Origin of the sequence: Ottowia thiooxydans (assembly GCF_040548795.1) — a bacterium.
Lineage (GTDB): Bacteria > Pseudomonadota > Gammaproteobacteria > Burkholderiales > Burkholderiaceae_C > Ottowia > Ottowia thiooxydans_A.
In genome coordinates this window covers 759,320-779,750 of record NZ_JBEPSH010000001.1, presented here as the reverse complement: position 1 = coordinate 779,750, position 20,431 = coordinate 759,320, and the positions used below count along the sequence as shown (strand labels likewise).

The 20,431-nt window shown below is 61.5% G+C and carries 17 protein-coding genes; 4 read left to right on the top strand and 13 right to left on the bottom strand.

The genetic code is table 11. The annotated features are described in order from the left end of the window. Window positions 1-9 precede the first annotated feature (9 nt). Entirely contained in the window at window positions 10-951 is a 942-nt protein-coding gene (locus ABIE13_RS03555) for a LysR family transcriptional regulator (RefSeq protein WP_354441183.1), read from the bottom strand. A gap of 470 nt (window positions 952-1,421) precedes the next feature. On the opposite strand from ABIE13_RS03555, the gene ABIE13_RS03550 reads away from it, so the two are divergent. The 4 genes from ABIE13_RS03550 to ABIE13_RS03535 all read left to right on the top strand — a co-directional run bounded on the left by ABIE13_RS03550 (window position 1,422) and on the right by ABIE13_RS03535 (window position 7,510). Next, a complete protein-coding gene (locus tag ABIE13_RS03550) occupies window positions 1,422-3,596 on the top strand; it encodes a type I secretion system permease/ATPase (RefSeq protein ID WP_354441181.1) in 2,175 nt (724 codons plus the stop codon). Continuing rightward, a complete protein-coding gene (locus ABIE13_RS03545; protein ID WP_354441179.1) occupies window positions 3,593-5,047 on the top strand; it encodes an HlyD family type I secretion periplasmic adaptor subunit in 1,455 nt (484 codons plus the stop codon). Before ABIE13_RS03550 ends, ABIE13_RS03545 begins: the two co-directional genes overlap by 4 nt. 803 nt (window positions 5,048-5,850) lie before the next feature. After that, on the top strand, window positions 5,851-6,087 hold the full coding sequence (locus ABIE13_RS03540) for a hypothetical protein (RefSeq protein ID WP_354441178.1): 237 nt from the start codon (window positions 5,851-5,853) through the stop codon (window positions 6,085-6,087). A gap of 904 nt (window positions 6,088-6,991) precedes the next feature. Beyond that, on the top strand, window positions 6,992-7,510 hold the full coding sequence (locus ABIE13_RS03535) for a MarR family winged helix-turn-helix transcriptional regulator (RefSeq protein ID WP_354441177.1): 519 nt from the start codon (window positions 6,992-6,994) through the stop codon (window positions 7,508-7,510). Between the two features lie 22 nt (window positions 7,511-7,532). Here the strand turns inward: ABIE13_RS03535 and ABIE13_RS03530 are convergent, their stop codons facing one another. From ABIE13_RS03530 to ABIE13_RS03475, 12 genes are read right to left on the bottom strand one after another with little or no spacing between them, the layout of a single operon-like run. Then, on the bottom strand, window positions 7,533-8,519 hold the full coding sequence (locus ABIE13_RS03530; protein ID WP_354441176.1) for a Bug family tripartite tricarboxylate transporter substrate binding protein: 987 nt from the start codon (window positions 8,517-8,519) through the stop codon (window positions 7,533-7,535). A 21-nt stretch (window positions 8,520-8,540) separates the two neighbouring features. After that, on the bottom strand, window positions 8,541-9,269 hold the full coding sequence (locus tag ABIE13_RS03525; protein WP_354441175.1) for an SDR family oxidoreductase: 729 nt from the start codon (window positions 9,267-9,269) through the stop codon (window positions 8,541-8,543). 2 nt (window positions 9,270-9,271) lie between these two features. Further along, window positions 9,272-10,084, bottom strand: a complete 813-nt coding sequence (locus tag ABIE13_RS03520) for a cyclase family protein (RefSeq protein ID WP_354441173.1) — start codon at window positions 10,082-10,084, stop codon at window positions 9,272-9,274. Between the two features lies 1 nt (window position 10,085). Beyond that, on the bottom strand, window positions 10,086-11,339 hold the full coding sequence (locus ABIE13_RS03515) for an SDR family NAD(P)-dependent oxidoreductase (RefSeq protein ID WP_354441171.1): 1,254 nt from the start codon (window positions 11,337-11,339) through the stop codon (window positions 10,086-10,088). Next, window positions 11,336-12,514 (bottom strand): thiolase family protein, encoded by a 1,179-nt coding sequence (locus tag ABIE13_RS03510; protein ID WP_354441169.1) that lies wholly within the window; start codon window positions 12,512-12,514, stop codon window positions 11,336-11,338. Before ABIE13_RS03510 ends, ABIE13_RS03515 begins: the two co-directional genes overlap by 4 nt. Window position 12,515: 1 nt before the next feature. After that, a complete protein-coding gene (locus tag ABIE13_RS03505) occupies window positions 12,516-13,484 on the bottom strand; it encodes a Bug family tripartite tricarboxylate transporter substrate binding protein (protein ID WP_354441167.1) in 969 nt (322 codons plus the stop codon). A gap of 14 nt (window positions 13,485-13,498) precedes the next feature. Beyond that, window positions 13,499-15,100: an ATP-dependent acyl-CoA ligase gene (locus tag ABIE13_RS03500; protein WP_354441166.1), complete on the bottom strand. Its 1,602-nt coding sequence runs from the start codon at window positions 15,098-15,100 to the stop codon at window positions 13,499-13,501. A 7-nt stretch (window positions 15,101-15,107) separates the two neighbouring features. Continuing rightward, entirely contained in the window at window positions 15,108-15,590 is a 483-nt protein-coding gene (locus ABIE13_RS03495; protein WP_354441164.1) for an aromatic-ring-hydroxylating dioxygenase subunit beta, read from the bottom strand. Further along, complete coding sequence (locus ABIE13_RS03490; protein WP_354441163.1) at window positions 15,587-16,918, bottom strand: aromatic ring-hydroxylating dioxygenase subunit alpha; 1,332 nt, start codon at window positions 16,916-16,918, stop codon at window positions 15,587-15,589. The genes ABIE13_RS03495 and ABIE13_RS03490 overlap by 4 nt, the downstream gene beginning before the upstream one ends. 9 nt (window positions 16,919-16,927) lie before the next feature. After that, window positions 16,928-17,887, bottom strand: coding sequence for a Bug family tripartite tricarboxylate transporter substrate binding protein (locus tag ABIE13_RS03485; protein ID WP_354441161.1), 960 nt, complete (start codon window positions 17,885-17,887; stop codon window positions 16,928-16,930). Window positions 17,888-17,925: 38 nt separating this feature from the next. Further along, window positions 17,926-18,894 carry a PDR/VanB family oxidoreductase gene (locus tag ABIE13_RS03480; RefSeq protein WP_354441159.1) on the bottom strand — a complete coding sequence of 323 codons (969 nt, stop codon included), beginning with the start codon at window positions 18,892-18,894 and terminating at the stop codon, window positions 17,926-17,928. 13 nt (window positions 18,895-18,907) lie between these two features. Continuing rightward, window positions 18,908-20,431, bottom strand: coding sequence for an indolepyruvate oxidoreductase subunit beta family protein (locus ABIE13_RS03475; protein WP_354441158.1), 1,524 nt, complete (start codon window positions 20,429-20,431; stop codon window positions 18,908-18,910).

The window sequence follows — 20,431 nt, the reverse complement described above, 5'->3', positions numbered from 1 at the left end:
AGTCAAATTTTATGCGGCTATGGGAGAAAACGGAGTGGTCTCGGTCAGGTGTTCGACCAAGGCTCGTGCCGTCACAGGGAGGCTGTCGAAATCACGTGCGACCAGGTTGATCTGGCGTGATGCCCAATCATTGGTGAGAGGCACACCGCGGAGATCACCCACGCCGTGCATGAGCCCAAACGCGCGCTCAGGCATCACTCCCACGCCAAGGCCGTTATCGATCATGCGGCACATGGCGTCCAGGCTGGTGATCCTGATACGGAGCTTGATGGAGCGTCCCGCGTCGCCTGCTGCGTGGTGCATGGCAAGGTAGAGGGATGAGTTGGCGTGCAAGCCGACATGGTCGAACTCCAGAGTCTCCATGAAGTCAATCGACTCTCGTTCCGCCAGCGGGTGCCCGCTCGGCACGATCAATGCAAGATGATCTTCACGGTAGGGGCGAGATTGAAGCGGCCCACCATGGCTCAGAGCGCTGGCGTTGCAGATTCCGAGATCGGCAGCACCTTCCTGCACGGCGCGCACCACTTCGCTGGAGAGATGCTCTTCAAGGTCTATCTTGACCTGTGGATGTCGGTGGGAGAAAGCCCCCAAATCTTCCGGCAAAAACTGGACGATGGCAGAGATGCTGGCGTGCATTCGTACATGGCCGCGCACCCCATCAGCGTATTCCGACAACTCGCCCTGCATTTTCTCAAGGCTGAAAAGCACACTGCGGGCGTGATGGAGCAGGTTTTCCCCGGCTGGGGTGAGGTCGACACCTCTCGTGTGCCGATAGAGAAGGCTGGTCCCCAAGGCTTCTTCCAGGTCAGCCAGCCGTTTACTGATGGCCGATGCGGCAATGAACTCACGCTCTGCTGTGCGCCCAATGCTGCCCAGCTCGCACACAGCTACAAAAAGCTGAAGCGAGGTGAGATCAATGCGACGGACAAAACTGCGCTCTGTGGGTTTCATTTCTTATAGTCTTCTCGTCTGGAGATGACTTAGGCGTATTTTCACACTAGTTGAGGCTGTTTGCCTTCTCCGTTCGCGATGGCCGTACTGGCGACCTTAGCTTACCCACCTCCATTCTTGGCAACTCTCGCCGATTAGAACCCGGCGAATGAACGCCTGCCTATCCGGGCCGAACGAGCTGTCAAAGAAATTTGGAGAAAATGAGTAAATTGGAACTAATTATTTTTCCTGGTCACTCAACGTGAAGTGCTTCCGGTTCTCAGTCTGGCTTGGCTCTCATATCCACGTCTAAGTTCGTTCTTTTTACGGCTATAGTTCGCATCAATGTAATTAGAACTTATATATTCAATCACGAACTCAGTGGTTTTGAGATAGGCGCGCGCATGCAGGATGAGATACAGGCAATTCAAAACGGAGGAGTGAACGACCAGACAGCCGGCGAAGGGCCCTCTGAGGCCACCAAAAGTTTGATGGCACTGTGTTCCCTGGCGCGTTTGCACCAGACGGCGGTAGATCCCGCCACGCTCGCGCATCAGATGGGATTGCAGCCCGGCGAGGCAGCGAGCCAGGAAGATCTACTCCGCGCTGCGAAGCACCTGGGTTTGAAGGCCAAACTGTCCCGCTCCAGCGTTCAACGCCTTTCTCTCAGTCCTTTGCCGGCGCTGGCAATACTGCGTTCAAAGGATGGAGGCACTAGGGTCGTCGTACTGGCGCAGTGCGATACCCAGCGCGTGCTGATCCAGGATCCCGCAGCCAGCGGATCCGCAAGCCGGCCTGTAGTGCAGACCCTAGATGCTTTTGCGCAAGCCTGGACAGGTGAGCTGATCCTGATGACCAGCCGTGCAAGCTTGACGGGCCAACTCGCCAAATTCGACTTCTCCTGGTTCGTTCCCAGCCTCGTCAAATACCGAAAGCTGCTGGGCGAAGTCCTCCTCATTTCTTTGATGCTTCAGCTCTTTGCCTTGGTGAGCCCTTTGTTTTTCCAAGTGGTCATGGACAAGGTGCTGGTGCATCGAGGCGTGACCACCCTGGATGTACTCGTGATTGGGCTCGTAGCTGTGGTGGTGTTCGAGAGCATCTTGAACGCGCTGCGCACCTATGTGTTCAGCCACACCACCAATCGCATAGACGTTGAGCTGGGCGCCAAGCTCTTTCGCCATCTGATGTGTTTGCCTTTGGCCTACTTCCAGGCAAGGCGCGTGGGAGATTCTGTGGCGCGGGTGCGAGAGCTTGAAAGCATCCGGAGTTTTCTCACAGGCAATGCCTTGACCGTGGTGCTGGATGTCATGTTCTCGGTCATCTTCGTTGGCGTGATGCTGTTCTACAGCGTACCGCTGACGTTCATCGTCCTGGTCAGTCTGCCGCTGTACTTTGGACTCAGCCTCATGGTGGTGCCCATTCTGCGGCGCCGCCTGGACCACAAATTTGCGCGCGGCGCGGAAAACCAGGCCATGCTGGTCGAAACCATCACAGGCATACAGACTGTGAAGGCCAGCGCCCTGGAGCCTACCTTTGCTCGCCGCTGGGATAGCCATCTGGCGGCGTATGTCAGCGCAGGCTTCAAGGCCCAGAACGTCGCCAGTTGGGCGCACGAAGGAGTCAACCTGATTGGCAAGCTGGTAAATGCGGCCACGCTCTGGTATGGCGCTCACTTGGTCATGAGCGAACAGCTCACCGTAGGCCAGTTCATCGCTTTCAATATGTTTGCACAGCGGGTGGCCCAACCCATCATGCGAATGGCTCAGCTATGGACAGATTTCCAGCAGACCGGCATCTCCATGGCGCGACTGGGCGACATATTGAACACCAGGACAGAGGCGCCCCCCAGCAGCGCCGCCCAGTTGCCGCGCGTTCAAGGGCGTATCACTTTGAACACCGTGCATTTTCGCTACCGCCCTGAAGCGACTCCAGTACTGCGGGGCTTGAGCCTGGACGTGCGCCCAGGCGAGGTTCTGGGCATTGTGGGGCGTTCGGGCTCAGGCAAAAGCACACTGACCAAACTCGTCCAACGACTGTATGTGCCGGAGCAGGGCAAAGTGTTGGTCGACGGCATCGATATCGGGCTTATCGATGCGGCGCAGTTGCGCCAGCAAGTGGGCGTCGTGCTGCAGGAAAACTTGCTGTTTAACCGCAGCGTGCGCGAGAACATCGCGATTGCCGACCCGGCTGCACCGCTCGAGGCCGTCATGCGGGTGGCACGCCTGGCGGGCGCGCACGAGTTCATCAGTGAACTTCCAGAAGGCTATGACACGCTGGTAGGAGAGCAGGGCGGCAGCCTCTCTGGCGGGCAACGCCAGCGTATCGCCATTGCGCGTGCGCTGTTTACCAACCCGCGCATCCTCATATTGGATGAAGCCACCAGTGCATTGGACTACGAGAGCGAGGCCATCGTTCAGCGCAATATGGCCTCCATTTGCCACGGACGTACAGTGCTCATCATTGCTCACCGCTTGAGCGCGGTCCGCCAGGCGCACCGCATCATCGTCATGGACAAAGGGCGAATTGTGGAAGCGGGACCTCACGACCAGTTGGTTCAACAACCGCAAGGCCTTTACGCGCATCTATGGCGAATGCAGGGAGGGCAGGGCAGCGCACCAACCCCCAGCGCCGTGTCCGTACCCTTGCCTGAAGAGGCCTTGGCATGAGCGCCAATACGCCCGCAGCGGAGCAGCGACATCCGTTGCTGGATTTGCTCGCAAGATACCGTGCAGTTTTTCGCTCTGCGTGGGAGAACCGCGCCGATTTGGCGGGACCCACGCGCCTGGCAGATGAAAGCGCCTTCCTGCCGGCAGCGCTGAGCCTCCAAGAGACTCCAGTCCATCCAGCGCCACGTCGTCTGGCGTGGATCATCATGGTGCTGTTCGTCATCGCCGTGGTCTGGGCCATTCTGGGCTCCATCGACATCGTTGCGGTGGCACCCGGTCGCATCATAGTGAGCGACCGGACCAAGCTTATTCAGCCGTTGGAACGCAGCGTGGTACGTCGCATCCTCGTGAAGGATGGCGACCAGGTCAAGGCAGGGCAGCCACTGGTGGAATTGGACCCCACCACTGCCCAGGCTGACAAATCCAGCCTGACGGAAAGCGGACGGGCGGCGCAGTCGGAGTGGCTGCGCTCGCGCGCCTTGCTCCATTGGCTCTCAAGCCGTTCGACATCGAGAGTGTCGTTTGACCCCAAAGACATTCCGGCTGAGTGGAGCGCGGCCACACGATCCGAGGCCAACTCCCAGCTCATCGCAGAGTGGAGTGACATCACGGCCCGGCTGGCGCGTCTGGCTGCCGAACAACAGCGCCGAGATGCCGAACAAGCCACCGTTCAAGCCATGCTCGCCAAGATCGAAGCCACCCTTCCTATTGCGCGCCAACGTGAGCAGGACTTCCAGTCCCTTGCAGCCCAGGGTTTCATGTCTGGCCATGCCAATCAGGACCGCATGCGTGAGCGGATCGAGCTTGAACAAGACCTTGCTACCCAGCAGGCACGCTTCCGCGAAGCTCAAGCCGCTTTGCACGAAGCAGCCCAAACACGTGGCGCATACCTCGCCGAAACCAGAAAAGCCTTGAAAGACCGTGAGGTCGAAGCTGACCTCAAGCGCCATCAAACCAACCAGGAATTAGCCAAGGCGACCCAGCGCGAGCAATTGGCGACTTTGAGCGCTCCTGTGGCTGGCACGGTGCAGCAACTGGCCTTGCACACGGAAGGCGGCGTGGTCACCGAAGCCCAGGCATTGATGGTGATCGTGCCCGAAAGCGCCGAGGTCAGTGCAGAAGTCACCCTGGAAAACAAGGACATCGGCTTTGTCTACCCGGGCCAGGAAGTCACGCTGAAACTGGAGACCTTCCCGTTTACGCGTTACGGGACAGTGAACGCCACGGTAGACAAGGTGACGCAAGACGCAGTGAACGACGAGAGACGCGGAGCGATTTTTCCGGCGGTTTTAAAGCTGTCTCAGAACCATATTCAGGTAGACGGCAAGCTCATCAAATTGGCGCCAGGAATGAATGTGACGGCTGAAATTAAAACTGGGAAGCGAAGGGTGATTGATTATTTATTGAGTCCAATTCAAAAGGCTGGTAGCGAGAGTTTAAGAGAGCGTTAATTGCAAGCGAGTTGCATTATAGGAGGTTCATGCTTCGTTTTTTTTGCTAACAATTGGTTATTTTTTGATGTCATTGATATTTCGGAATTTAATTTGATGCCATATCGATTGAACTCGCCGCATCTGGCGGAATTAGTAGTTGAAGTAAATATCAGGAGAGCTTTTACAGGCTTGAGTTGTATGTATTTTTTATGTTTTTGATCAGATTTCTTGCTCAGCTTATGATTTGCTTGATGTTGATAATGAATAAATTTGCGGGTTTTTTTGATACTGCCCCCCCCGTTGCTGATGAGATCTTTGAAGAGTTTAATTTAATATATTGGTCTATTGCATTCGATTTGAAAGGTGTATAAATTTATATAAATAACTTCATGGTTGTGTTTTTTGTTTTTCTTGCTATTTGGGGGCCTGCATTTACTTTTGTCGCATATGGATATGGGGTGGTTGAATCTGAGTTAGATTTGAAAATATTGAAGAATCGCCATCACCCGAGTTTTTATATCAGGTGCTGGGGGACTGTTGTATGGATTTTTTTCAATCAAATTAATCGTTGGATTGTTTCTCTCGTTGGATTTTTGATGCTGTTTGCGGTGAGGATTGGCTAAGATAATGAATTTCGCGGATGCTATGGGCGCACTTGGATGGGGAAGCCCAGCAGGAAGTCGGCGGACCCAGGGAAAACCTCTTGCCAATTCAATGTTGGCGTTTTGCTGAAGCGACTTAAACAAGGATATTAGCTTTGTCTATCTGGTCAGGAAGTCACGCTGAAACTGGAGACCTTCCCGTTTACGCGTTACGGGACAGTGAACGCCACGGTAGACAAGGTGACGCAAGACGCGGTGAACGATGAAAGACGCGGAGCGATTTTTCCGGCTGTTTTGAAACTGTCTCAAAACCACATTCAGGTAGACGGCAAGCTCATCAAATTGGCGCCAGGAATGAATGTGACGGCTGAAATTAAAACTGCAAGACGGAAGGTTATCGAGTACCTACTCAACGCTATTGAGAAGGCGATCAACGAAAGGTTAAGAGAGTGCTAAGTCCAAGGAAATTGCTTTGTAATTAATTCTAACGGTGATTTTTGACCCTACTTGCCTACATTTCATGTGTCGAATGTCAACCGCGTTTTATGTTCCTTTAAATAATGACAAATAGTAAAAATATTAAATGAATTTTGTGGATTGAATTTATATGTACTTTTTTTGCTTTTTAATAGGATTGGTTTTTCAGTTCGCAATTTTATTGATATTGAAAACTGGTCAATTCGCAGATTTTTTTACTGGCGCATATATTTCTATGTTATTTCTTTTGTTGGCAATTTACATTGACTCAATTTTCTCAAAAAAGCTTAACGCGCAAGTTAAAAGTGTTCTTGGAGAAACGATGCACGCCGACTGCGATTTAAATATAATTGAATTAATAAAAATGGATCAATTTGTTTTGGCGAAAAGATGCAAAAGAAATACTCAGGGGGATTGGTTTCTGTTTGGGTGCCTGGCTTCTAATTTAATCGTGGGGCTTGCTGGTTCTGTTTAATGAAGAGTTATTTGAATATAATTTAGTCTTTGCTATTAATTTTATATGGATAAGTTGGAAGTAATATTAAAGGGCGGTAATTCGCCGACTGCATGCTGCGGCCTACGACCAACATACCCAACAACGCCCCCTAGCTGGTGAATCGACCCGTCAGAAATAGACACCTTCGAACCTCAAGCTGGGCTCATTCGGAGACACCGACGGTGCAGCTATCAGGTACCGAAGGGCGTGGGTTAGGCGTGTAAGCTATGGCACCAAGAGATGGATGAATTTCCTGCCGCATGTAGCGGGGTGCGCATCGCACTGTGACCCACAATGGCCTCATGGTAGAAAACGCGTTGCGAGTGGTAAGTCAGTATCATTCGAAGTAGCCGCACCCTGGGGGACCCAGCGATTTCACGCCAACGAATGACCGCATCACCTCTTTCCGATCAAGAGAACGTCTGTTCGAATGAAGACGTTCCAGAAGACGTTCCAGAAGACGAAGGACTATCCTTACCGTTCGTCGATGACTATCTGTCCGCGTTGCTGGCGCAGGCCAGCAACCTCATATCGACAGAATTTCATCGTGAAGTGCAATTAGCAGGCTTTTCTGTGACTGAATGGCGAATACTGGCTTCATTGACCGGCCAACCTGGCATTAGTATTGGTGGACTAGCGCAAATTTCCGTCAGCAAACAACCAACGATCACTCGCCTGCTTGACCGCATGGAGGCAAGGGGATACGTGGAGCGCTTTGCGCATGGAACCGATCGTCGCGTCACCATGGTTCGCATCACAGAGGCTGGAGGGACCATTGTGGCCAGCTTGATTCAGAAGGCCAAAGAGCACGAACGACGAGTGCTGCAACCCTTCGGGTTGAAGCGCGCTGAAGCGCTAAAGGTCACCTTGCGGCGTATCATCGAACTGCATCGACTACCAGGGTGATTCTGGGCTCTCCCTCATGGCGTCAATCGGACTTGATGCCGCGTGCCTTTACGATTGGTCCGAACAGAGCGCTCTCGGCTTTCACCATCTTCGCAACTTCCGCCGGTGACAATGCGACCGGCTCAGCGCCCACATCTGCGAACCGCGCCTTAACGGCAGGCAACATGAGTAGTTTGTTGAGTTCGCGATTCACACGGGCCACATTCACCGCCGGCATCGCGGCAGGCGCGTACACCGCGAAAGGCGTGTCCACGTAAACCTTGCCAAAGCCCGATTCCTCCACCGTGGGGGCATTGGGGTAGTAGGACGCGCGCTGGCTGCTGGCCACGGCCAGCAGCTTGAGTTTGCCAGCCTTCACACTGGGGAACACCGTGCCCGGCACGAACGCATAGTCGATCTGCCCGGCCATCACGTCCTGGATCGCAGGGGCCATGCCCCGGTAGGGAATGTGCGTGGCGAATATGCCGGCCGTCTGCTTGAACAGTTCACCGCCCACGTGCGGCGTGGTGCCGTTGCCGGCCGAGCCATAGCTGAGCTTGCCGGGGTTGGCACGCGCATAAGCCACGAATTCAGCCAGCGTGCTGGGCGCAAGCGTGGGTCGTGTGACCAGGAACAGCTGGGTGTTGGCCAGCAGCGCCACATGCTGCAAGTCCTTGGACGGGTCCAGTGGCATACGCTCGAACATGAGAGGGTTGACCGACTCGAGCGTCGTCACGTTCACGAGCAGCGTGTGCCCGTCGCCACCGTTTCGTGCCACTTCGACCGCCGCCACGTTGCCGCTGGCGCCGCCACGGTTGTCGATCACCACGGGCTGGCCCAACGCCTCGCTGAGCTGTGGCACTAGCAGGCGGATCAGCACATCGGCCAGGCCGCCGGGCGGGAAGGCCACGACCATGCGCAGCGGCCGGCTGGGCCAGGGCGCAGGCTGGGCCGACACGCCCGAGGCCGCGAGGCCGGCGGCAAGGCTCAACAGATGGCGGCGTGTAAGAGCATGGTGTGCAGGGTTCATGAGGGCTCTCCTGGTGAAAAATTACAACGCGAGGCTGCCGACGCTGGTGCCGCCGCAGACATACAGCACCTGGCCGGTGACGAAACCGTTGGCCGCATCGGCGAAGAAGCCGACTGCGCGCGCCACGTCGGCCGATTCGCCCAGGCGCTTGACGGGCACTGATGCAGCCAGCTGGCGCTCTTTTTCGCTGCCTTCCTGCACCACATCGTAGAACATGTCGGTGCGGACCGGTCCTGGCGCCACCACGTTCACCGTGATGCCGTCGGCCGCGAGTTCCAGCGCCCAGGTGCGTGCCATGCCCAGCATGCCGGCCTTGGTGGCCGAGTAGCTGGTGCGCGTCTGCAGGCCCAGCGCGGCGCGCGAGGACAACAACACCAAGCGGCCGAACCGGCGTGCACGCATCGCCGGCAATGTGGCCTGCAGCATCTGCACGGCGCAACCCAGGTGCAGGTCGACCAGCGCGTCCAGGTCGGATAACTGCACATCGGGCAGCAGCGCCGCGCGGATGACGCCGGCGTTATGCACCAGCGTGGTTACTTCGAAGCGGCGTGCCATGTCGCGCACTGCCTCGCCCGTAGCGGCGCGGTCGGTCAAGTCGACCTCGATGTTGTGCAGCCTTGGATGTGTGATGGGGCTGGCGCGGCGCGCGAGTGACACCACCTCGTAGCCCTGTTCCAGCAGATGTTCGCAGATGGCCTTGCCGATGCCAGCGCTGCCACCGGTGACGGCGGCGATCTTATGGTCTGCCATGCTCATGCCTCCACCAGTGCCAGCACGCGCAGGGGGCTGCCACTGCCCTTCTGGATCTTCAGCGGCGCGCTGAACAGCACGGCGCCCGTGGGTGGCAGCTGATCCAGATTGGTCAGGCACTGCAGCCCATACTTGCCCGCGCCGTGCATGAGCGAATGGCAGGGGTACGGAGGCAGCAGGTGGTAGCCCTGGCCGGCGTCGGTGCCGATGGCCTCCGTGCCGAAGCCCAGCACATCGCGCTGCTCCACCAGGAAGCGCACGGCCTCGGTGCTGGGGCCGGGTGTGTGCTGGCCGGTGTCGTCCATATTCTGGAAGGCCTGGCCGTCCTGCGCTTTCGACCAACGCTGCGACCAGTCGGTGCGCATTAGCACCCAGGAGCCCGCCTGTATACGGCCGTGTGCGGCCTCGAAGGCTTCGATGTCTGCGACGGTCATCAAGTAGTCCGCATCGGCCGCAGCCTGGCGCGAACAATCGATAACGCAGGCGGGTGCGACGAGGCGCTGCGGGTCGATGGTGTCCACCGAATTGTTTGGCAGGTCGCGACCCGAGATCCAGTGGATGGGCGCGTCGAAATGCGTTCCGGTGTGTTCGCCGCACGAGAAGTTGTTCCAGTACCAGCCCGGGCCGCGCTCATCGTAGGCCGATATCTGCTCGACACGGAATGGCTGGCATTGGCCCATTTCGGGCGGCAGCGCGATGGCGGGAAACTCGGGCGCCAGCGTCTGCGTGAGGTCGACCACGCGGACCTGACCGCTGGCCAGTGCGGCAACCAGGTTGGCCAGGATGGGAGAAGCATTGTGGCTAGCGGTCGTCATCTCAAGATCCTCCTGCAGCGAGTTCGCGCTCGAGCACTTTGGGGTTGTCGCGCCAGCGGGCCAGCCACTCCTGCGCGATGTCGCCCGGGTAAACGTCTTCCACTCCGTCTTGCAAGGCCTTGACGATGGCTGATGCCAGCGCAGCGGGGCCGAGCTTGGGCGGCGGCATGTTCTGGTTCCATTCGTCGTCCACCGGGCCCGGGAACACGTGAATGACCCGCACGCCGGCCGGCCGCATCTCGGCGCGCAGGCATTGCGACAGCGAAAGCGCCGCCGCCTTGGAGGCTGAGAACGTGCCCTGCGCTGGGTAGTTGGCCAGCGCATAGATCGACAGTACGTTGACCCAGGCACAGGCGTGGGTGGCACCGTCAGCTGAGCGGCCGCGCAGCGCCGGGCCGAAGGCCTGGGCCAGGCGCAGCAGGCCGAAATAGTTGACCTCCATTTCGGCCTTGGCTACGTCGGTGCCGCGCCGTGCGTTGATGCCAAAGGTCCTATGCAGTTCGGCCGTGTTGACCACGATATCGACCTTGCCACCGATCTGGCCCGCAAGCTCGGTCACCGAGCGCTCATCGCTGACGTCCAGCGGCACCAGTGCGACCTTGGCTAGCGCGGCGAGTTCGGCCACGCCGGACGCCTTCTTCCAGGGTTCGGCATGGCCGACCCAGACCAGGTCGGCACCGGCCTTGAGCAGCGCACGCACCACGGCCTGGCCCACCGGGGTTTTGCCGTCGGTGACCAGCACCTTGCGAAAGCGCGGGTCGCAGGCCATCTCGCGCAGCATCTTGTCGTCTGCCATGTGTTCGCTCTCTTTCTCGGGAAATCCGATTAGCACAGCCTGGCCGCTACGGTCGATGCGGGCGCCGACGCGCACTCGTTCTGGTGCAGCGCCGACATCCCCGTGCAAATGAACCATCACGCTGGGACCGGCGTCCAGTTGCACCATGCCCAGCCGCCAGGGCAGGCGTTCGCGGAAGAACAGGTCGTTGCTGTGATCCAGCGTGGTCTCGGCCAGCAATTGGCCAGCACCAGACTGGGCACACCAGCGCACCCGGGCTGACACGCAGCGCCCACAGGCCTCACGCGGAGGGTACTGCACTGCGCCGCAGTCTTCGCAGACCTGGAGCTCAAAGCGGCCCTCGGCGGCTGCGGCCGTCAGCCCCAGGGCCACACGGCCCCGTGCGCTGGGCGGCAGGTTAATTTGCGGCGTGCGCAGGATGGGGTTCTTGCGCGACGGACGCGGCATAGGAATGCTCATGTTGAAGCCCCCAGCACCACGGCACCGGTGCACAGACAGCGGTCGTAGGTGACCATGCCGAAGCCGCCCACCAGGCCCAGCTGCGCGTTGGCAACCGCCCGCTCGCCGGCCGCGCCAATGAGCTGTCGAATGGTTTCGGTCAGCCCCAAAAAGCCGCCCGCCGCACCGGCCTGCCCAGCCGAAAGCTGGCCGCCGCTGGTGTTGTTTGGAAAGTCACCGTCGTGCGTTGTGCGACGTGCACGCACGAAGGCGGGGCCCTCGCCCTTGTCACAAAATCCCAGGTCTTCAAATTGCATCATCACGATCACCGGGTAGTCGTCGTAGGTCTGCACGAAGTCGATGTCTGCCGGCTGCGCACCGGCCATGGCGTAGAGCTCGTCACGGTCCATGCGCCAGCCGCCGCGCAGCATGACCGGGTCGTCGGCATAGGCGTTGTGGCGCTCGATAGCGCCGCGTAGCAGTGCATGCGGCAGGCCCAGGTCGCGCGCGCGCGCCTCGGACATCACGAGGAAGGCCTCAGCGCCCGCGCAGGGCATTACGCAGTCGAACAAATGGATGGGTGCGGAGATTGCCTTGGCGGCCACGTACTCGTCCAAGCTCAAAGGCTTCTTGAACAAGGCGTTCGGGTTGCGCAGCGCATTGGCACGCTGGTCCACTGCGATGCGGCCGAAGTCCTCCCGCGTGGCGCCATAGGTGCGCATGTAGTTGGCGGTGATGAAAGCGAACATCGAGTTCGGCCCACCCGCGCCATAGGGGTAGGTGGCGTCACGCGCGAAGTCACTGAATCCCCCCAGCGTCTGGCGGAACGAGTCCACATGGTTGGTGTCGGCCGCGATGCAGGCCACGATGTCGGCGTCGCCGGCCTGCACGGCCCGCGCCGCGCGGCGCAGCGCCATGACACCGCTGGCACCGCCCGTGGGGATGTGGTCCAGCCAGCGGGGCGACAGGCCCAGGTGCTGGGTCACGCCGACGGCCGTGTCGGGCGCCAGCGAGAAGCTGCTGACCGTAAGCCCGTCGATGGCGCTCTTGGGCAGGCCGGATTGTTCGAGCAAGGCATGCAGAGCGCTGCCGATGAACCAGTGCGCACCGCGCGTGGAATAGCGCTCGTAGGGCACCGTCACGGGCACGGCGACGGCCACGCCTTCGTATCCTTTGCGAGTATGGAAGTGGGCCATGTCAATCCAGGCGGATACCGGCGCTTTTGATGATGCGGCCGAACTTGACCGTGTCGTCACGGATCACCTGCGCGAACTGCGCGGGTGTGTTGGCCACCACTGTCATGCCCTGAGCAGCAAGCTGCTCGCGCGTGGCAGGCAGTTGCAGGATGCGCGCCAGCTCGTTGTGCAGGCGCTGCACGATGACAGGGTCTGCCCCGGCTGGCAGCACGAAGCCGATCCACGTCACCAGGTCCACACCGGGCAGGCCAGACTCGGCCAGCGTGGGGACGTCAGGCAGCAGCGGGTTGCGCTGGGCGCTGGTGACCGCCAGCGGCCGCACTTTGCCGGCCTTGAGGAAGGGCATGGCGGGGCCGAGTGCATCGAAGATCACGGGTACGGTGCCGCCTACGGTGTCGGTCATGGCCGGTGCACCCCCTTTGTAGGGCACGGCCAGTAACTTGGCCCCGGTGGCGGCCTTGAAAACCTCGCCAGCCACCTGCGCCGGCAGTGCGCCGTGCGCATAGGCCAGTTCGCCTTTGCGCTCGCGCGCCAGGGCCAGCAGCTCGGGCACGTTCTTGGCGGGTGTGGTGGGGTGCACGGCCAGCACCATAGGCATGGTGATGGCCAGCGTGACCGGTGTGAAACTGGCCACCGGGTCGTAGGGTAGCTTGCTGTACAGGCTCTGGTTCATGGCCAGCGTGGAGTCGATGGCCACGAACAGCGTGTAGCCATCGGGCGCGGCCTTGGCGGCCGCTTCGGCCGCAATGATGGTGTTGCCGCCGGGGCGGTTGTCCACCAACACCGGCTGCTTCCAGCTCTCGGACAGCCGCGTCGACACGATGCGCGCCACCATGTCGCTGCCCCCGCCGGGCGGAAACGGCACGATGATCCGGATCGGCTTGCTGGGGTAGGTGCCCTGCGCGCCCGCAGTGGCCAACATGAGGCTGGCGCAGCACGCCACGAGACCTTTCAGGAGAATGCGTTTCATACGGTTCCTTCCTTTCAGCGTTTGAGCTGGTAGCCGGCCGCCTCACGGTCCCAGGTTTGTTCGGTGGTGCCGCGTTCACGCAGCTTGAATTTCTGGATCTTTCCGTTCTCGGTGGCCGGCAACTGCGCCATGAACTCCACGAAACGCGGCACAGCGAAGTAAGCCATGCGTGGCTCGCAGAACTGCATCAGCGCCACGGCGTCTAGACTGGCGCCTTCGCGCAGCACGATGGCCGTCATGACCTCGTCTTCGGCCATCTCGCTCTTGACTGGGTACACGGCCGCGACCGCGATGGCCGGGTGGCTCAGCAGCACCTGCTCGACCTCATAGGACGAGATGTTCTCGCCGCGCCGACGGATCGCGTCCTTCAGCCGATCCATGAAGGTGAAGAAACCGTCGGCGTCGCAGACCACACGGTCGCCAGTGTGGAACCACAGGTTGCGCCAGGCCTCTACCGTCTTCTCGGGCATACCGAAGTAGCCTGTGGCAAACGCATAGGGGTCGCGTGCGCGCAGCAACAGCTCGCCGGGCTGACCGCGCGGAACGGGGTTATCGTCCTCGTCGACCACGCAGGCCTCAAAGCCATCGCCGGTGCGACCCATGCTGCCAGGGCGCTGCTCGGCGTCCAGGCCGATCACGAAGTTGGTCTCAGTGGATCCATAACCGTCCAGCAGCCGCATGCCGAAACGCTTGGTGAACACGGCGTGGAACTGCGGCGGCACGCCGGGTGCCAGCGCAATGCGCACGCGGTGGGCGCGGTCGTCCGGAGTCGTGTCCTTGGACAACAGGATGGGCACCATTGCACCCAGCACGTAGGTGACGGTGGCCTGGTGCCGCACCAGTGATGACCAGAAGGCCGAGGCCGAGAAGCGCTTCTCCACGACAAGCGTCGAGCCGCTCAGCAAGGCCTGAAAGAAGGCGTTCATCGCATTCGTGTGGAACAGCGGCAGCGTAGTCAGCAGCACCTCGCCCTCCTGCAGGCCCAGCAGGCTGCCGCTGTGCACGCCCCACCAGAAGAACTGCGCATGCGGGCAGCAAACGCCCTTAGACAGGCCGGTCGTACCCGAGGTGTAGAGGATCAGAAGCGTGTCACCCGGGCGCACGGCGGCCGGCGCTGCGGTCTCGGCCGGCTCAGCGGGGAAGGGCGTGCAACCGACCTCGCCCTCGGCTGACGCGTCGAGCAACCAGATTGATTGCAGCGGCAGCGCAGGGGCTTCCAGCACCGCCAGCGCGCGCACGGCCTGCAGGCCCTCGGCCTCAGTGACCAGCAGGCGCGCCCCGGAGTTGGACAGGATGTGCTGCAGCTGGCTACCGCGCGAGGCGGTGTTGATTGGTACCGCCACGGCGCCGATCCAGGCGCAGCCCAGCACCACTTGCATGAACTCCGCCCGGTTCGAGCACAGAAGCGCCACGCGGTCGCCGGCCTGCACGCCGGCCTGCTGTAGCGCCGTGCCATAGGCACCTGCGATACGCAGCGCATCGGCGAAGGTCCAGCGTACGGAGCCGGCCACGAACAGCGTGCGCCCGCCGAAACGGGCGGCCTGGTGCTGCAACATGCGCGGCAGCGTGCGATCGGGCGGGGCGAAGGCCTGGGCCAGAGGAATAGGTTTTTGCATGGCGGGCTTACATGAAGAGCTGCATGCTGCCAAAGGCTGCATCGCAGTTGACGAGGTCTACGCGCTTTTCCCTGATGCGCAAGGCTCCGGCCTGCTGTACCAGCGTGTGCGTGGCCCAGCCCGCATAAAGCGTCTGCGTGTCCTGTCGGGTTTCGACATAGTGGAAGGACGTGCGGCAGGTGAAGATGCCGGCCGCGTCGTCACGTGCCAGCACGCGCGGCTGCTGCAGCAGGTGGTGGCAGCGGCTGACAGGTTGTTGCGAGAAAGTACGCGCACCGGCCAGGCGCGCCACGCGCACCTGCAGCAACAGCTTGTCTTCATACAGTAACGAGGCGTGCAGGCGCGGGTCAGTCTGGCCGTGCGCGAGCGGCATCCAGTAGTGGCCGTCTTCGGTGAACAGTTGCAGCCAGTCTTCGAAGCGCAGCGCATCAAGCATGGCGGCCTCATCGAGTACGAAATCGATGAGCTGGGTGTCCGTGGGCGCAGTCATGCAGCTTCCCCTTTCGCCATGCCGGCCGTCATGAACCGTACCCAGGCACGCATCTGGCTGCGCATCTGCCATTCGTTGGTGCCGTTGGTGACGGCGTCGGTCTGCCCGTGTTCGGCGCTGTCGTACAAGCGCCCGACGTTCACCCACGCGGCGCCGCGCGAATGCAGGCCCTGTTGAGCGCGTTCGTACATCTCGAGGTCGTCATGGCCAACGACCGAGGTCGGCGCATTGACCAGGCGGTTGTACATGAGCGTGCGCTCCAGCAGCAGGTCGGGCGCGCCGACCAGCCGAAAGGTCCAGCTTTCCACTAGCGTCTTGTTGGCAGCCAGCGGCTTGAAAAGGCGCAGCGTCTGGATCGGCCCCTTGACCATGATGTTCGGGAAGTACACGGTGTTATGACGCACCTCGCTGAGGATGCTGCGTGCACGCTCTTCGCCGTAGGCCGCAACCATGCTCTCCCAGTAGCCCGCCGCAGGCGAATACTCAGCGTGGATGGAGTCGCTGACGCCGGTGTGGCCGTGGCCGTTGGTCCAGACGCGGATACCCATGTTCTCGAAGAACTCGTAAGGGTTCACGAAGGGCGCGAACAGCTCCACAGCCATGGGCTTGGGCGTGCCTTCGGGTGCCTGTTGCCAGACCTTCACTGCGGTGCCAGCCGACGACTCGTGTGCGACCATGGGGTGGCAGGTGTCGGTCTGGTTGTCCACCAGCATCTTCCAGTTGCAGTGATGCAAGTAACGCATCACGCCCCCAGCCACTTCGAGTCGGCCTTCGGGTGAGCGATCGACCATGTTGTCCAGCGTGGACAGCGACGGACCGAAGAATTCCGCGAAAGAGATTCCCTCCGGGTTCAGTCGGCAAAAAACGAAATCCCGGTAGACCTCGACCGCGCCAACGGCCGCCAGGCCGCGGCTGGCTTCGCAGTTCTCGAAGCCTGTGTTGTCGTAGCCCTTCTTGAGCGGGATGGACAGCAGCTTGCCGTCGGTGCGGTAGGTCCAGGCATGGTAGGGGCAGCGGAAGAACTTGCCAGTGTTGCCGCAACCCTCAGGTGCGATCTGCACGCCCTTGTGCGCGCAGCGGTTGTACAGCACCTTGATGCTGCCGTCCGTGTGGCGCACCATGATCACGGGCTGGTCGCCCACGGTTGTGCCGTAGAAGTCGCCAGGCTTGGGAACCTGGCTGGCGTGGCCGACATAGACCCAGGTGTGGGTAAACAACTGCTCCATCTCTAGCGCGAAGACTTCGTCGCTGACGTAGCAGTCCTTGTGCACCTCGGTGTCGCGCACCAGCGCAGCCACGGCGGCGGGGTTGTCGTGGTAGCGGGACATGATGCCCTCTCAATCGAGCTTGATGTTGGCGTCTCGGATCACGCGGCCCCAACGCTCGCGCTCCTGAGCGGCGTAGCGCGTGGCTTCCGCTGCCGAGGTGGGCAGCGGCTCGATGCCAAGCGTCGCCATGCGGGCCTTCACATCATCGGAGTTCAGTGCCGCGTTCAGCGCCTTGTTCAAGGCTTCCTTCGTCGCCGGCTTGGTGGCAGCAGGGACTACCAGTGCCTGCCAAGCGTAGGCCTCAAAGCCGGTCAGGCCCTGCTCGGCCAGCGTGGGCACGTCGGGCATGGATTTGACGCGTTGACCGCTTGCCACGCCGATCGCGCGGACCTTGCCCGAAGCGATGAAGGGGCCGCCGCTGGAAGTGTCGACGAACATGAAGGGCAACTGGCCGCCGACCACATCAGCAATGGCCGGTGCCGCGCCCCGGTAAGGCACGTGCGTGAGCGCAAGGCCAGTTTGCGCACGGAACATCTCTACAGCCAGATGGTGTGGACTGCCGGCGCCGGGGCTGCCGTAACTGACGCCTTTGGGGTCGTTTTTCGCCCAGGCCAGGAACTCAGGCAGGGTTTTCACCGGTGCATTGGGCGCGACCACCAGAACGAGAGGGAAGCGTGCGATCATGCCAGCCAGCGCGAAGTCCTTCTCGGCGTTGTAGGTGAGCTTGCTGTAGAGAAAGGGGTTGGCTGCGAGCACGGCAGAATCAACCGTGGAAACGGTGTGCTCGGGGCTGCGCGTCTTGGCCACGTACTCGGCCGCGATGTTTGCGCCGGCACCGGGCTTGTTCACTACGATAAAGTTCTGGGCCATGCTCTTGCTCATGGCATCGGCCAGCATGCGGGCGACCACGTCGGAGCCGCCTCCCGGCGCGTAGCCGACGACCCACTCCACGGGTTTGCCATCATTGGCAATCGCCGCGAGCGGGAACAGGGCGAGGGCACAGCGCATCAAGGTTCTACGAATCATCATGGGGCTCCTGGGGTGGTTGGGGGTCAAAAAGATTCGGGTCAAAGGTCAAGCACCAGGCGAGAACCCTTGGCGCGCGAGATACAGATCTGGATCACGTTGCCGGCGGCCTTTTCGCTGGCGTTGAGCACGTAGTCGCGGTGATCGATGTCGCCTTCCAGTACGGGCACGGCACAGACGCCGCACTCGCCGCGCTTGCAGTCGAACAGCGGGTCGCAACCGTGGTCGATCAGACATTCAAGGATGCTCTGGTCCGCCGGCACCGTGAAGCGCTGGCCGCTTTGCGACAACACCACTTCGAACGCATGGTCGCCGGCCTGGGCTACGGGGGCGGTGAACAGCTCGAAATGCACGCGTTCGCTGGGCCAGGCGCGGGCGTGGGCGGCGGCGAGCACGGCGTCCAACAGCGGTTGGGGGCCGCAGACGTACAGGCGGTCCTCGGGGGCGCAGGCGTCCAGTAGCGCGCCTACATCGAGGGGTGCACCGGACTCCTCGTCGGCATGCACGTGCAGCGCGTCGCCCAGCAGAAGCTGGAGTTCAGGCAGCAATGCCATCAACGCACGGCTGCGGCCAGCGTAGACCATACGCACCGGCCGGCCATGGGCACGGCAGCGGGCGGCCATGCTGGCCAGCGGCGTGACGCCGATACCACCCGCCACCAGCACCACGGCGCCATCGTGCGTGGCCAGGGGAAAGTCGTTGCGCGGCGGCTCGATGGTGAGCGCGTCGCCCGCCTGCAGGCTATGCATGAAGCGCGAGCCACCGCGGCCAGCGTCTTCCATCCGCACGGCGATAGTGTAGGCCTGCGGTGCAGCACCGGCATCGGCCGCCGTGGAGAAGTCGATCAGCGAATAGTGGCGCCAGTCGTCGGCCGTGCCGATACGCACACGTACATGGGCACCAGCGTCGAAGGCCGGCAATATACCGCCTTGTACGGGCTGCAGCGTGAAACGGCGGATCAAGGCGTTCAGCGTCTCGACTTGTGCGACGCGCATGGAGATGGTGGACATGGAGGTTCCTTGTTCAAGCCAGTGCGTGTCGGACCAACAGGGCCTGCAACTGCTTGCCGTGCTCGTCTGCCAGCGCGGCCTCGCGCAGTGCGCTCAGCGTGGCGGGTGCCAGCGTCGCGCCGGCTGTGCGCACGGTGTGCATCAGCAGCAGGTAGTTCGCCAGGCCATGGGCATGCGTATCGCTGTAGCCCTTGACCAGACGCTGGCACCGGGCGACCTCCACCGCTAGCGCGGGGTTGATGGCCGCCGTGCTGGCGATCTGCTCCAGCCATTGAGTGATGCGCGCGTTCTCGTGCTGGTAGCGCAGCGACCTGCGCCTCGTGCCGCGCAGCCGTGCCAGGCTCCACAGCAGCAGGAAACCACGCAATGAGCTGGTGGAGACGGTGCGCCCGCTCCGCGTGAAGCGCGCCACCAGTCGATGCACCGCATGTGGTTTGGCCAACCAGCGGCCCAGGCCGGCGGGCAGGGTGTCGCAGATCTCCTCAATGCGCGGGTGCATGTACTCGTGGATGGCGATCTGTTGATCGGACTGCAGACCCACCTCGGACTTCACACGCGCGAAACGGCTCCCGCGTGTCTTGAGGTCGGCCACGCGCACGGTGTCCTCGTAGCTCATCCACAGCGCCAGGTGGCGCGCGGTGTCGCGCAACAAGGCGCCCGTGCCATCGTCGGGCAAGGCCTGCACGACAGTCAGACGGTCGAGATAGAGCGCGGCGTAGGCCGGGTCCTGGTAGTCGATCAAGCGGCGCACGCCTTCGGTGGCGAGCTGCTGCGCATCGGCCGGCAGGCTGCGCACGCGGGCGAGCAGGGCGGCGACGGCGGGGTCACGCGGCGCAGCACCTGCGGCGGCCAAGTCCCGTGGCACCGCGTTTGCGACGGCTGCCGGCGCTCCGGCTTCCGACCCACCGGTTGTAGCCCGCGCATAGGCCGCGTCGAAAGCCTTCAAGCTGGACTTCACGCCCACGCCGCCGCGCTCGACCGTGGTCTCGAACTGCGCGCGGCTCCAGGGCAGTACGCCGGTCGCGGCCAATGCGCCGAACAGCGCGGCGCTGACCACGCTGCCAGCGTCCGTGGCCAGTTGCGCCATGTCGAAACCTACAAACCGCTGGGCCGCTTTGCGCGCATGGGCTAGCAGCTCGGTGCTGTCGACGCGGCCGTCGCCCATGGCGGTCTTCTCGGCGATCGAGTAGACGCGGTGGGTAGACGCGACCAGCGTGGTGCGGTCGGGCGTGACCAGGCCACGTTGCACGGCGCGGCCAGCTTCCATGAGTTCGGAGGCCAGCACTACGTCCACGTCGCCAGGCAGCGGCATCAACGCCAGCACAGGCTGGCCGCCGTCCTGCAGCGCGCGGGCGCCAGGGAACAGCTCGACGTAGTAGATGGTGGCGCCGGTGCGCTGGGCTACGCCGGGCACCGAGGTGGTCTGGGCGATGTAGCCGTTGAATTCGCCCAGGTCGACCAGCCAGTCGGCCAGCACGCCGCCTCCCTCGCCACCCATGGCGAGGATAGCGATCTTGATAGGTTGTGGAGTGGACAT